This window comes from Citrobacter sp. wls826, from assembly GCF_005281245.1.
Classification (GTDB): Bacteria; Pseudomonadota; Gammaproteobacteria; order Enterobacterales; family Enterobacteriaceae; genus Citrobacter; species Citrobacter braakii.
Window position 1 is genome coordinate 257552 of record NZ_SZWS01000055.1, and the last position, 14336, is coordinate 271887.

Below are 14336 nucleotides of genomic sequence, written 5' to 3' on the forward strand. Positions count from 1 at the left end.
ATAAATGTCTAAAGAACGCCGTCTCTCAAAGATTTTTGCAAAAGATGGTAAATCAGTGACATTAGCGCTGGATGGTTACTATTTTTCCACGAAAACAAATGGTATTGATAATACGATAAACCAACTGCCGGCATTGGTTGAGCAAGGGCTGGATTGTGCGTTGGTCACGTACGGCATGCTGAAAAATTTTCGTGAGCCATTAAATTCGGTTCCTGTTGTATTACGCGTCGATAGTACAGTCAGTATTTTTGATAATACCGTTCCCGATACTACCCCGATGTTTACCGTTGAAGATGCATTAAAAGTCGGCGCTGAAGGTGTCGTCTGCATGACCTTCCCGGGTGCCTTCAACGAAGAAAAAACGCACATCATGGCAATGCAACTGGCACAGGCCGCAGACCGCTGGAACATGCCGCTAATTGTCGAATCACTTCCCTATGGCTACCCCGTGACCAGCGACGACTCGAACAACCCGGCAATTATCGCCGCCTCGGCTCGCGCCGCAGTGGAACTGGGGGCCGATGTCATCAAAACACGTTTTACAGGTACAGCGGAAGACCGCTTGATCGTCGAAGCGGCAGGCGTTCCCGTCCTTGCACTTGGTGGCCCAAAAACCGGCATTGATGGTTACTTCAAGTTTGTTCAGCACTGTATGCAGGTTGGGGCTAAAGGCGTGGCAGTGGGTCGAAATATCACTCAGGACCCGCGACCAGACAGAGTGGTCGCAGGCCTGAATGCTATCGTCCACGAAAATGCCTCTGCGGAAGAAGCATACAGCCTCTATATGGCTAAATAACATCGGATACTAATATGTTTTTAAATAACACCATCATTCCTTCAGTTAGAAAGTATAAACATTTTGACAAGGCATTATCCTGTGCATCGGAATATGTTCTGTTGTCAGAGGCCAATATCGGCAATCTGCAATCACTGATAGGCAAATGTCATCAAAGTGGTAAGAAGGTTTTGGTCCATCTGGAGTTACTCGGCGGGTTTAAACCCGATCAGGCTGGGATCAATCTACTGAAAAGTTATTATAAAGTTGATGGTGTTATTTCTTCCAATCTCTCCGCCCTGCGCTATGCAAAAAAAGAGGGGTTATTGACTATTTTTCGGGTGTTACTTATCGATTCTCGATCACTGGATCAGTCTATCGATATCGTTAAACATAACCCGCCGGATGCAATAGAAATCTTACCTGCTGAATATGCCTGCCAGTGTCTGGAATTGATTAGCCGAAACTTAAATGGCTTTGACGTGATATTCATCGCCGGAGGCTTTGTAAAGCGGAAATACCTTGTAGATAAAATATTCCATGCCGGGTTTAAAGGAATAACCACCAGCGAGCCGGGTTTATGGTAACCAATAAGGAGTCCACGGTAATGAAAGATGAATATGTAATGGGTATCGATATTGGCGGGACAGTCACTAAGGCGGCTATCTACGATCGCAACGGCAGAGTGGTTTCTATCGCGTCAAAATCCACCCAGATGCTGACACCCAGGGAATTTCATACCGAACGCGATATTACCGAGCTGTGGGCGGCTAACATCGAGGTCATCAAAAAAGCGATTGAGCAATCAGGGATCGACGCCAGTCAAATCAAAGGAATCGCCGTCACCGGACATGGGAACGGTTTGTATCTGGTAGATGAAGCTGGCAACCCGGTCTGCAACGGCATTATCTCAACCGACAGTCGGGCAAAAGAGTACGTAGAAAAGTGGCAAAACTCACCCGAGTTTTTGACCGACATCCTGCCTAAAACCATGCAGTCAATCTGGGCCGGACAACCCATTGCTCTGCTGGCCTGGCTGAAGGATAACGAGCCGGAGGTGCTGCAGAAAGCACATACCATTTTTATGGTAAAAGACCTGATCCGCTTCTACCTGACCGGAGAGGCTTATCTTGAGCTTACTGACATCTCCGGGACCAACCTGATTAACGTACGTGACCGCAAGTATGACGATGAACTACTGGCATGGTGGGGGCTTGCTGACCTGCGCACGAAATTGCCACCCGTCAAACTGTCCACGGACTGCTGCGGTCGGATAACCGATGAAGTCGCCCGTCAGACAGGCTTATGCGCAGGCACCCCCGTCTCTGGCGGCGTGTTCGACATTTCCGCCTCGTCTGTCGCCTCCGGGATTAACACTCTTGATAAGCTGGCTATCATCACCGGAACCTGGAGCATCAATGAATATGTGACTGACCATCCGGTTATCGACAAAGATCTGTTTATGACTTCGATTTACCCGATCGACGGTAAATGGCTGATAACAGAGGCTAGTCCGACGTCTGCCAGTAATCTTGAATGGTTTATCAATAATTTCATGGAGAACGACCGGGAAACCGCTGCTGCTCAGGGATCTTCCGTCTATGAGTTGTGTAACTCGCTGGTCTTATCCACGACGCCAGAAGAAAGCCATCTGCTGTTCTTTCCTTTCGTATTTGGCTCTAACACCATTCCCGATGCCTCAGCAGGCTTTATTGGGGTGAACAGTTTCCATAAAAAAGCGCATTTCCTGCGTGCGATTTACGAAGGTGTGGCGTTCAGCCATCTCTATCACACCGAACGTTTACGGAACATCAATCCGGATTTGAGTCGCACCATCCGAATTGCTGGGGGAGTCACCAACTCGCCGGTCTGGCTACAGGTTTTTGCCGATATCTTCCAGTGCACGCTTGAGATTGTTGATGTCAAAGAACACGGCACACTCGGTACCGCAATGACAGCCGCTGTCATGATTGGCTGGTTTGATGATGTCTTCGCCGCGTCCAATGAAATGGTGCGCGTCGCGCGTACCGTGACGCCGAATCCGGCCCATCAGCAAGTGTACCAGGACAAATATCAGCTCTACAAAAACCTGTTATCTGAAATGCAGTCCCCATGGAAAAGCTGCAGTAACTACATCACGCATTAAGTGAGGAATGAATGGATCTAAATCTGAAACACCGCACAGCCATCGTCACCGGTGGAGCCACGGGGCTTGGCCGGGAATTTGTCCTTTCCCTGGCTAAAGAAGGCGTCAATATCTGTTTCACGTACCTGCGTGATGAAGAGTGCCCGGAATTACTGATTGAACAGGTGAAATCCACCACTGACGTCAAAATTATTGCGGTGAAAACCGATCTTGCCGATGAGAAAAGCCGGGAGCATCTCTTTGCGGCCTGCATTGAGCAGATGGGAAAGGCCGACATTCTGGTCAATAACGCCGGTATCTGGCTCAGTGGTTACGTCACCGAGATAACCCCACAAGACTGGGACTTGGTAATGAATGTGAACCTGAAAGCGGTATTCCATTTAAGCCAATTGTTTGTGAATCACTGCCTGCAACAAGATCAGGCTGGCAGCATTTTAAATATTACTTCACAGGCTGCGTTCCATGGCTCCACAACCGGCCATGCCCATTACGCGGCAAGTAAAGCGGGCCTGGTAGCTTTCTCTATCTCGCTGGCAAGAGAGGTAGCAAAACAAAATATCAACGTGAACAACATCGCTGTCGGGATTATGGACACCGCGATGATCCGTAAAAATATTGAACAGGATCCTGCCTATTACGTCAGCCGTATTCCAGTAGGTCGGGTGGCTCAGCCAAATGAAATTGCCGACATCGGGGTCTTCATGGTTTCTCCTAAAACCAGCTATATGACGGGAGCAACTCTGGATGTCACCGGCGGTATGTTGATGCGTTAATCTATGGAGAATCACTATGAAATGTCTGGCAATTGCCGATCTTTTTATCAACAAAGCGATGATGGATGCAGGTCTTAATGCGCTCAGGGATAAAGGTATCGACGTTGAAGTTCGTGAATGGTCGCATGATTCGATCGAAAAATTGCAGGAAGATAATCTGCGGGTCGAGCAGGAAGGCGCAGAAGCGGTCACGTTACCCGCAGCCTTACTTGAGGGTGCTGACGACGTTGAAATCCTGATAACCCAGTTTGCCCCGGTCAATACGGCAGTGCTGGATAAACTGCCAAAGCTCAAATACATCGGGGTATTGCGAGGGGGCGTTGAAAACGTCAACCAGCAGGTCGCACTGGCCCGAGGAATTGAGGTAATGAACACGCCGGGGCGCAATGCCCGCAGCGTAGCGGAATTTACGGTCGGGATGATGCTGGCCGAAATGCGCAATATTGCCCGTTCTCATGATGCGTTACGCGATAAGTTCTGGCGTAAAGACAGCCCGAATCATCAGGCTATTCCAGAGCTTGGCGGTAAGGTTGTCGGTCTGGTTGGCCTGGGTCATATTGCTCAACTCGTCGCGGGTTTTCTTAGCGCCTTCAGCACGGAAATTATCTTTTATGATAAGTACGTCTCCGGCCACGAACGCTATGAGAAAGTCGATACTCTCGACGAACTGGTAACACGGGCTGACGTTGTCTCACTCCATGCCCGTATGACGCCGGAAACCGAAAACCTGATCAACGCACACCATTTCGGGTTAATGAAAAGCAGCGCCATTGTTGTCAACACTGCGCGCTCCGGGCTAATCAATGAACGCGATCTGATTGACGCTCTACAGACCGGAAAAATTATGGGGGCGGCGCTGGATACTTTCGACGATGAGCCGTTACCTGATGACAGCGCGTTTTATTTACTGAATAACGTCACCATCACCCCGCATATTGCGGGCAGTACGCTCGACGCCTTCAGTAATTCACCCAAACTATTTGCTGAGATCTTGCTGAAGAAACTCAGTTAAATATAAAAAAGACCTTTAAGGTTTATTATTGAGCCCATTGGGCACGGCTTCGCTCGCGCCCAATTCGGCCGCCTTGTTAAGGAATAATTATGGATATTATCAACAGCATTATTAGTCTGGGGGCATCAGTAATGATGCCAGTAATATTCTTTATCATAGCACTTTGCTTTGGGGTAAAAATTGGCACGGCATTTAAAGCCGGGATGCTGGTCGGTATTGGGTTTGAAGGCGTCGGCCTGGTAATTGGCCTGCTGCTGACGAACATTGGCCCAGCATCTCAGGCAATGGTCGAGCGCATCGGCCTGCAGCTGAATGTCGTCGACACCGGGTGGCCGACCGCTTCAACGATTGGCTGGGGCTCTCCGCTGATGCTGCCTGTGGTGGTCGGTTTTATTGTCATCAACCTGGCTATGCTGCTGCTCAAATTAACCAAAACGGTGAATATCGATATCTTCAACTACTGGATATTCCTGATAATGGGTTCGGTCGTGTATGCCGGAACCGGCAACTACTGGCTTTCTGTCGGCATAACATTTGGTATTTTTGTCTTAACACTACTGGCAGCAGATTTAACCGCCCCATATTTGCAAAAAAACTATAATCTCAAAGGGATTTCCTTCCCCCATCTTACCTGTATAGCCTACGTCCCCTTTGGCATTGCCTGTAATTACATTATTGATAAAATTCCGCTTATCAATAAAATCAATTTTGATCCGGAAAGCATTAATAAAAAGTTCGGTGTATTTGGTGAGCCTTTGACTCTGGGTTTTGTACTGGGATTGCTGCTGGCTTTCCTTGCCGGGTACGACGTTTCAGCTGCCGTTTCTCTGGCAATTAAAGTCTCCGCCGCGATGCTGCTGTTGCCCAAAATGATTGAAATACTGGTGCAGGGATTACTAATCGTCCGTGATGCCGCAGAAGCAAAATTGAAGGCCAAATTCCCTGACCGCGACTTTTACATTGGCATGGATACCGCGTTATTAATTGGCGAACCTTCAGTGCTGGCAACCGGACTTCTGTTAATCCCGATGGCCATAGTGCTGTCTATCATTCTGCCCGGTAACCGCGTTCTGCCATTTGTCGACCTGGCTTCATTGATGTTCCTGCTGGCGATGGTCACGCCATTCTGTAAACGTAATATGTTCCGCATGTTCATTAGCGGCACGCTGATCGTCAGCTGCATTCTGTACGTCGGAACGGACATTTCTAAGGAATACACTCAGGCGGCGGTTAACTCCAACATTCCAGTGCCGGAGGGAATGTCTGAAATTACTAATATTGTCGGGGGGGCGACCACACCGGTTGGCTGGCTGGCAGTGAAGTTTGGGGAGTTTTTCAGTACTGCACCTTAATTCAGAGTCACGAACACAAACAGAGGGCAATCCCCTGCCCTTTGTTTCTTTTTAAACATTTCAGGAAAAACTTCAACTGAATGACATATCAACCAGAGCATTTCTTAGAAAAAGATTACTTCAAAAGGCAAATCTTGCTATGAAAGTTTCTGTATATGACTCATTTAACTTCGTCTCCAAATTGTGTTTTTTTTGAAAGCACAATTAACATCAAGCTCACACCATTAATATACTCATCCATTAAACCAGTTAACTACCTTATTCTTTTCTCTTAGGGACATTAACTTACAAATGCCCACGTATAATCACGCCTCTCCCGAATAACGAGCTGTTCATTGTGATGGTATACATGCGTTCATTACATGGTATTTCCTCTCATCATTAGAGTCGTTATAACTAACATCAATGAAGCGCCAACATTTCTTCGAAGGAGTGGATAATGAAAGTGCTGAGCAAAAGACAAATATTACTGGTAAATCGATTAGCTCAGGAAGATGGCTGGCTAAGCACGGCTCAGGCCGCGAAAATCCTTCATATTTCAGTGAGTACGCTCAGAAGAGATGTAGATGCTATCAACGACTTTTTCGCTGATAAAGGCGATTACATACTCTGCAGACCTGGCCTGGGCCTGAGGCTGAATGCAACCGAAATAGTGTCTTTGCCAGTCGCATCCCCAGACGAACATGTTGCTAACATATTAAAAAGCAAAAGACTCATTGGCATCATCACTGATTTGCTGACGCACTCACCAACGCCGTTATCCATTACTTTCTTATCAGACAAGTATTTCATTAGTCGCTCCTCAATCGTAGAGGATTTAAATAAAATTGATAAATAGCTGGGCAGTTTTTCACTAGTGATGATAAAGAATCATACGGGAACGTATGTTGAAGGTAATGACTATGATATTCGCATGGCTCTCAAGGAGATCATAACACATAGCGTAATATGCAATTATCAGATGACCGATAGTCGAATCGACAGATTTTCTCGTGTACAACTCATAAAAGAGTTTGGTAAAGAAAACGTCGCGAACTGTATCAACCTCATCACCTTCATAGAAGGTGAATTAGCATGTGCCATCAGTGAACCATACTACACCAATCTTTTTTCACATTTACTGGTCACCATCAGACGAATGGAGAAGTGTCCCCCTCATACCGATAACAACAAGGTTCCAACTCATGATAATAAAGAATGGAAAGTTGCAGTTAAGGCAATATCATGGCTAGAGGGAAAATATACATTTCCCTTTCCAGATATTGAAACTAGCTACATCTATCAGTATCTGATTTCATCAGGAAAAGACACGACCTTAACCAACCTTCCAGATAACGATTTTCAGGATAAAGAGGCGGTAAGTTATGCTATAAATCTGACAAGTGATATCTCTCAGTCGCTTAAATGTGATTTGATATCAGACAAAACACTGTTGAACTCTCTGGTCATGCATATTAAGCCGATGTTAAATCGACTAACTTACCGGATAATTATTCATAACCCTCTTCTTGATGAGATAAAAAAAGAGCTCTCAGATGTTTTCACTGCTGTTAGAAATGCCACTATGAAAATAAATAACTACGATAAACACGATCCCCCTTCAGAGGATGAAGTTGCTTATTTAAGCGTTTATATTCAGGCCGCAATAGAAAAGGTTAAAGAAAATAAAAAAATCATTCTTGTCTGCTCCAGTGGAGTCGGCACATCGCAACTTTTATATAGTCGGATTATAAAAGCATTCCCGGACTGGGAGATCGTCGATATCGTGCCCGGAAACAGGCTTAAAAAAACATTATCTGAAAAGAGGTGTGACTTAATTATTTCAACGGTGAGGATAGAAGAAATGATGATCCCTGTGGCATATGTATCCGCTCTTTTTTCAGCAAAAGATATTATTCGCGTGACGGAAACGTTGTTCACCGAACGCAACCCTCAGGAGAAATAGCATGTTAGATAAAATTGTTTTAAGTGATCTATTAAGCAAAGCCTGCGTGATAACTGATATGCAGGCGAACAGTAAAATGGATGTCATTGAGCAACTGACGCAGTCGCTATGCGAAGAAGGTGTGATCGATAATAAACAAGGGTTTATCGCTGACGTGCTTGCAAGAGAAGCACTAGGGTCAACGGGTTTCGAAAATCAGATTGCTATTCCACATGGGAAATCCCAATGGGTTAAACAAACCAGAATTGCTGTTGCCAGGCTTAAGGAGACTGTCGACTGGGAAACCATGGATAGTTCCGATGTTCGTCTAGTGATTCTGTTTGCCGTGAAAGAAGTCGACAGCGGAGCGGGGCATATAAAAGTGTTGGCCCGTATATCAATTGCATTAGGAGATGATGACGTCGTCGAAAAATTACTTAATGCCAACTCACAAGAGGAACTGTACCGGTTAATTATCAGCAATACCGGGGAGTAGCATCCTTACAAGGAGAATAAAATGAAAATTATTGCAATTACCGCCTGTCCAACTGGCGTTGCACATACATACCTTGCCGAAGCAAATCTTAAAAAGAACGCTTGTAAAAAAAGCATTCCCTTACTTGTTGAGACTCATGGCGCTGTTGAGAGTGAGTATATTTTTACAGATGATGATATCAGACAGGCGGACATTGTTTTAATCGCTGCCGATAAGATTATTGATCTCTCGCGCTTTAATAATAAAAACATTATCCGCGTTTCGGTAACGCGTGCAGCGAAAGATGCTTCTGGGTTACTGGATGATATTATTTCTGGAAAATTACAGCCTGAACGGAATCTTGAGTCAGATATTTCGGAAAAGCAGCCACAAAAAGATACGGATAAATCTCTCGTTTCCCATATTTATATACATCTTATTACCGGCGTTAACTTGATGATTCCGTTCGTGGTAGCCGGTGGCATTCTTATTGCCCTGAGTTTCTCATTTGGCATTACCGCTGCAACACCTGGCGATCCAAATTTCAGCCCTGTTGCAAAAATGCTTTCTGATATCGGGGGCGGCGCTGCATTTGCACTAATGCTGCCTATTCTTTCACTTGGCATCAGTAAATCGATTAGCGGCAATATGGGCATGGTATCTGGGGCAGTTGGCGGCATGATGGCGATACAAACGGGTTCGGGATTTCTCGGAGCGCTACTGGCCGGATTCCTGGCGGGATATATCACACTGCTTATCGTGAAATATATCAATCTCCCTAAGTCCGTAGCAGGCCTGAAACCAATACTGATCGTCCCGTTACTGAGCGTTTTTATTACCGGTGCGTTGATGGTATTAGTCATTGGCGAGCCAATTAAGTTTCTTCTCGACTCGCTAACCTTATTCCTTCAAAACCTCGGGAATACCAACGCAGCCATTATGGGACTTTTGATAGGCATGATGGTGGCCTTCGACATGGGCGGACCGCTGAATAAAACCGTCTGTATGTTTGCTATCGGCCTGATGTCGACAGGTATCTATGAACCGATTGCCGCCTGCATGGCTGCTGGCATGGTACCGCCGTTAGGCATTGCGCTCGCCACCACGCTATTTGGTCGTAAATTTACCCGTCAGGAAAGAGACACCGGCAAAGTCACCTATGTTCTTGGCCTGTCTTTTATCACGGAAGGTGCAATCCCTTATGCAGTCGCTGATCCGCTCCGCGTCATCCCCGCCATTATTGCAGGGTCCGGGCTGGCAGGAGCCCTCTCTATGGCGCTGGGATGTGCATCAAGAGCCCCGCACGGTGGCGTATTTGTCATGTTTATTCCGAATGTGATTACCAATGTTGTTGGCTATATCGCTGCCATTGCTGCAGGCGCATTACTGACGGCCCTTATTCTTCGTTTTATTAAGAAAGACAGCCCTGAAACTGTACAGGAGATTTAACCATGCTTATGAATATGAAAGAGATTTTATCCATAGCTCAGCAAAATAAATTTGGTGTTGGCGCATTCAATATTGCCTCTGCCGAGTTTGCCAGGCTCGTCATTGAGGTTGCAGAAAAACTTCGTTCACCCGTCATTCTTGAAGTGCATCCTGATGAGCATGAATTTACCGGGGATGATTTTATTTACTATCTTCGCGAACTGGCGATTAAGGCAACGGTACCCGTCGTGATCCATCTGGACCACGGACAGACGCTGGAACAGGTTATGCGTGCCATACGCACTGGCTACACGTCAGTCATGATCGACGCCTCAGCCCTTCCATTTGAGGAAAACATTGCGATCACCCGTTATGTAAGCGAGGTAGCTCATGCTGCGGGCGTATCTGTTGAAGCGGAACTCGGCACGATAGGTGTGGCTGAGGGCAGCAGCGAAGGCGGGCACGCTGAAATCCTTTATACCGATCCACATCAGGCTGAACAGTTTGTGAGAGAGACAGGGGTCGATACATTAGCGGTTGCGATTGGAACATCACACGGGTTATACCCGGCAGGAAAACAGCCGAAACTGGATATCGAGAGGCTGAAAGCCATTAAGCAGCGTCTGGGCATCCCTCTGGTTCTGCATGGTGGTTCAGGTAACAAAGATGCTGAGGTGGCAGAATCTATCCAGCACGGTGTTAGCAAAATCAACATTTCCAGCGATATGAAAAAAGCATTCTATGTTGCCCTTGGAGAAGAACTGAAATCAGGAAGTCACGAACCTAACGCCTTATATCTTAAGCCAATGGACGCGGCGAAGGAGATTGTGATTCATAAGATGGATTTATTCTCCTCCATCGGTAAGGCGGCGCTTTACGGCTAAGAAGACGAGGCGATTCAATAAGGGAGCCCTGACAGGCTCCCATCGGGATCACACTTTTCATCCTTGGGTATTCACTTACAAAAATCAGGTGTTATTATTCACCCCGTAAATACCTTTCAACCCAACCCGAGGCTTTGATGCTGGAGAATGTAATCATCCGATAATCAGCTCCCCGACCTTTTCAGGCCGGACTGATTATCAATGCGTCGAAATCGAATGCGGACACCGCTGTGTGTTTGCACGTTTTGCACATGATGATTAAACAGGTTCTTCAGTATGAATTTATCCCGTCAGGAACAACGTACCTTACACGTTCTCGCTAAAGGTGGACGTATTGCGCACGTCCGCGATTCTTCAGGCCGCGTCACCTCCGTTGAATGCTACAGCCGCGAAGGGCTGTTGCTGACCGACTGCACGCTCGCCGTCTTCAAAAAACTCAAAACCAAAAAACTGATCAAATCCGTCAACGGTCAACCCTATCGAATCAACACCACCGGGCTGAATAACGTTCGCGCTCAGCTCGATAATCGCTAAGGAGAGCATAATGGATATCAGCACCCTTATTTCCTCATCCCGACACATTCAACTGTCGGCGGAGGAGAGCAAAATTCCCTGGGACGAACCGGCCTTTAGCCAGCGCATGCTCGCGAACCATTTGTCGCAGGATCACGACTGGGCCAGCCGCAGGCAGGAGGTCATTGAGCGGCAGGTGAATTGGATCGCCAGCCTATTACCCCCAGGCGCACGTATTCTCGATCTCGGCTGCGGTCCCGGCTTTTACACCCACCGCTTAGCAGAGCGCGGATTTCACTGCACCGGTGTGGATTTCTCACCGGCATCTGTGAACTGGGCTCGTCAGCAGGCGCAGAATGCCGGATTGAATATCGACTATGTCCAGCAGGATATCCGCGCATACTGGCCGGATAAATCGTTCGATTTCATCATGATGACGTTCGGGGAACTGAATGTATTTAGCACGGCAGATGCGCGCTCGCTCGTCAGCCGATGCGCGCTGTGGCTGGAGCCGGGTGGAAGGCTGCTCACTGAAGTCCATACTTTCGACGAAGTTAAACGTCAGGGAATAGCTGAACCGAGCTGGCAACGCTGTCCGGACGGGTTGTTTCTGGGCGTCCCTCACCTACTGCTGACGGAACATGGCTGGGATGAGGAAGCACAGACCAGCTCAACGCAGTTCTGGGCCATAGAGGCAAACGGCCAAACCACCCGTTTCGGCAGCCAGATGACGGCCTGGCGCGATGACGAGTACGTCAGCCTGCTCGACAATGCCGGATTTAACCTGCTTCCTCCTCCTGAAAGCCACGACTGGCCAGTCAGCGAAACATTTGAAGGAAAGCTGTTTGCTCTGCTAGCCGAAAAAGCAAAAGCCTCAGAGGAACTTCCTCTTAATACTCAACGCAATAAAAGGAATTCCAAATTGGATATCCCACGTATTTTTACCATCAGTGAAAGCGAACACCGCATCCACAACCCGTTCACCGAAGAGAAGTATGCCACGCTGGGTCGCGTGCTGCGCATGAAGCCGGGCACCCGCATTCTTGATCTCGGCAGCGGCTCGGGGGAAATGCTCTGTACCTGGGCCCGCGATCACGCCATTACCGGGGTCGGTATCGACATGAGCCAGTTGTTCAGCGAGCAGGCCAGACGCCGCGCAGAAGAACTCGACGTCAGCAGCCGGGTTCATTTCATTCATAACGACGCCGCCGGATATGTGGCAGAAGAGAAATGCGATATAGCCGCCTGTGTCGGCGCGACATGGATTGCCGGTGGGTTTGCCGGGACGGTTGAACTGCTGGCGCAAAGCCTGAAACCGGGCGGGATCATGCTTATCGGCGAACCCTACTGGCGTCAGGTACCGGCAACGGACGAGATAGCCCTGGCCTGTGGCGTCAGTTCGTCAACCGATTTCCTGACGCTTCCGGGGCTTGTGAGTGCGTTCGATGAACTCGGCTACGACGTGGTGGAAATGGTACTGGCAGACCAGGAAGGCTGGGACCGGTATGAGGCAGCGAAGTGGCTGACCATGCGCCGCTGGCTGGAGGCCAATCCTGATGATGACTTCGTAGCGGAAGTCAGGGCCGAGCTAAACATCTCGCCGAAACGCCACGTAACGTACGCGCGGGAATTCTTTGGCTGGGGCGTATTCGCGCTTATTGCCAGGTAACAACAGGTTCCCGGTATTTCTGACCGGAAATACCGGGGGCTTCACCTTTGCTTTGATCTGAGGCATCACCTGCACAATACACACTCAGTATATTTATTAATCAGGATGTCACCATAAGGAGCATCATATGTCACAACATAAACAGTTCTGCCAGGCTTGCGGAATGCCGATGTCGGCACCCGATGCACACAGTGCAAGCGATCACTATTGTGCGTACTGCAGCGACAGCAACGGCAATCTCAAACCCTGGGAAGAAGCGGTATCAGGCTTAGCTAGCTTCCTTGATTCCTGGCAAAAGGTTGGCCCAGAAGAAGCGAAAAAGCGTGCAAAACGTTATCTGACGGCAATGCCCGCCTGGGCTCATAAAGCGGACGAGTGATTTGAGCTGATTATCTTCACTCTCCCCAGAATCTATTAAGGAGAGCCAATGTTTCGATAAACAGGTTGTCACAATCGGAAATGGTGTGCTGATTGCCCGCTCTACCGAGCATATCCAGCAGCTTCACGCGCTCGCTTTAAACTACGGCGGCACGGACGAGGGAGCACCTGGCCTGTGTCCACATTACGGCGAAGGTTTCTGCAGTGCTTACGTCAGAGACCACGATGGCAACAAACTGGCTTTCGTTTATTACACCGCACAATCCTGAGAACGATAAACCGGGAACCTCAGCCCTCTACCTGAAACTAAACCGATCCGCAAATTTCAGAAGAGAGTTGTACGAGTCGATAAATGCCGAGATGTCTGACTGTTTTTACGCCAGCATCTCATTGTGTGATAACAACACCACTATACCACTCGCAACATCTTTAAACCTTCCAACCGCATGGCTTCTGTCTGCCCTTCAGGGACGGCTTATGCCTGCGTGTTGGCTGGCTGGAGCCTAGAATATGTTTGCCAAATCCTTTCTCGCTCTCGACGTTAACGGTGGTCTGAACGGTGCACGTACCACGCAGATATCCCCTTATGATAGCGATACCTGCCACCTCTGCGGTTGCGCGCTGCAATGCCATCCTGAGTACAACAACGAATGCCCGTGGTTCGAACACACCTAAACGGGTCTCACCAGCAATGGTCGACAGCATTGCCCCTATACCAATCCGGATGCCAGTGAACAGCAACTGGTCAGACGGTTGCTGCGCCTCCTCCCCGATGCCACTCCCAGGGTCAGTAAAGCCGGCTGGCAATGCACATAATGCGAGAGCAGTTACTATGGTGAACGTTACTGCCTAACCTGTCGTACCAGAGACTTCAGCCAGTCAAAATGGGTGACATCATGAGAATGTTGAAGTGTTTCTCGCCACCAACGCACTGGGTATTTATATCGCCACTGACATGGTCGAAGCCCCACCGACTTGATAAACTCTCTCGTAAATTCTTACGGGGC

14 protein-coding genes and 2 pseudogenes are annotated in these 14336 nt (G+C 48.1%); all 16 read left to right on the plus strand.

The features are described 5' to 3' along the window. Positions 1-4 precede the first annotated feature (4 nt). Positions 5-796 carry a class I fructose-bisphosphate aldolase gene (locus FDW87_RS17065; RefSeq protein WP_014882346.1) on the plus strand — a complete coding sequence of 264 codons (792 nt, stop codon included), beginning with the start codon at positions 5-7 and terminating at the stop codon, positions 794-796. A gap of 14 nt (positions 797-810) precedes the next feature. Beyond that, positions 811-1362, plus strand: a complete 552-nt coding sequence (locus FDW87_RS17070; RefSeq protein WP_000479583.1) for a glycerol-3-phosphate responsive antiterminator — start codon at positions 811-813, stop codon at positions 1360-1362. Between the two features lie 20 nt (positions 1363-1382). Further along, positions 1383-2921 (plus strand): FGGY-family carbohydrate kinase, encoded by a 1539-nt coding sequence (locus FDW87_RS17075; RefSeq protein WP_137379983.1) that lies wholly within the window; start codon positions 1383-1385, stop codon positions 2919-2921. 11 nt (positions 2922-2932) lie between these two features. Then, positions 2933-3694 carry an SDR family NAD(P)-dependent oxidoreductase gene (locus tag FDW87_RS17080; RefSeq protein WP_014882344.1) on the plus strand — a complete coding sequence of 254 codons (762 nt, stop codon included), beginning with the start codon at positions 2933-2935 and terminating at the stop codon, positions 3692-3694. A gap of 16 nt (positions 3695-3710) precedes the next feature. Further along, positions 3711-4706 carry a 2-hydroxyacid dehydrogenase gene (locus FDW87_RS17085; RefSeq protein ID WP_137379984.1) on the plus strand — a complete coding sequence of 332 codons (996 nt, stop codon included), beginning with the start codon at positions 3711-3713 and terminating at the stop codon, positions 4704-4706. Positions 4707-4795: 89 nt separating this feature from the next. Beyond that, positions 4796-6058 carry a PTS galactitol transporter subunit IIC gene (locus FDW87_RS17090; RefSeq protein WP_137379985.1) on the plus strand — a complete coding sequence of 421 codons (1263 nt, stop codon included), beginning with the start codon at positions 4796-4798 and terminating at the stop codon, positions 6056-6058. 439 nt (positions 6059-6497) lie between these two features. Further along, positions 6498-6896 carry a helix-turn-helix domain-containing protein gene (locus FDW87_RS22905; protein ID WP_252363224.1) on the plus strand — a complete coding sequence of 133 codons (399 nt, stop codon included), beginning with the start codon at positions 6498-6500 and terminating at the stop codon, positions 6894-6896. Positions 6897-7019: 123 nt separating this feature from the next. Next, a complete protein-coding gene (locus tag FDW87_RS17095) occupies positions 7020-8003 on the plus strand; it encodes a transcription antiterminator (protein ID WP_252363225.1) in 984 nt (327 codons plus the stop codon). A gap of 1 nt (position 8004) precedes the next feature. Then, positions 8005-8478 carry a PTS sugar transporter subunit IIA gene (locus tag FDW87_RS17100; RefSeq protein WP_100167009.1) on the plus strand — a complete coding sequence of 158 codons (474 nt, stop codon included), beginning with the start codon at positions 8005-8007 and terminating at the stop codon, positions 8476-8478. Positions 8479-8499: 21 nt separating this feature from the next. Continuing rightward, positions 8500-9906, plus strand: coding sequence for a PTS fructose transporter subunit IIC (locus FDW87_RS17105; protein ID WP_137379986.1), 1407 nt, complete (start codon positions 8500-8502; stop codon positions 9904-9906). Positions 9907-9908: 2 nt separating this feature from the next. Continuing rightward, the gene (locus FDW87_RS17110) at positions 9909-10769 is read left to right on the plus strand and encodes a ketose-bisphosphate aldolase (RefSeq protein WP_137379987.1); all 861 of its coding nucleotides are present in this window, start codon (positions 9909-9911) and stop codon (positions 10767-10769) included. A 276-nt stretch (positions 10770-11045) separates the two neighbouring features. Then, on the plus strand, positions 11046-11303 hold the full coding sequence (locus FDW87_RS17115) for a YjhX family toxin (RefSeq protein ID WP_001054379.1): 258 nt from the start codon (positions 11046-11048) through the stop codon (positions 11301-11303). 10 nt (positions 11304-11313) lie between these two features. Then, positions 11314-12951, plus strand: coding sequence for a class I SAM-dependent methyltransferase (locus FDW87_RS17120; RefSeq protein WP_137379988.1), 1638 nt, complete (start codon positions 11314-11316; stop codon positions 12949-12951). A gap of 127 nt (positions 12952-13078) precedes the next feature. Continuing rightward, on the plus strand, positions 13079-13330 hold the full coding sequence (locus FDW87_RS17125; protein WP_137379989.1) for a zinc ribbon domain-containing protein: 252 nt from the start codon (positions 13079-13081) through the stop codon (positions 13328-13330). A 52-nt stretch (positions 13331-13382) separates the two neighbouring features. Next, positions 13383-13598, plus strand: a pseudogene (locus FDW87_RS22910) (VOC family protein); the annotation flags it as partial. Positions 13599-13839: 241 nt separating this feature from the next. Beyond that, a pseudogene (locus tag FDW87_RS17135) lies at positions 13840-14229 on the plus strand (putative zinc ribbon protein). The last annotated feature ends 107 nt before the right edge of the window (positions 14230-14336 follow it).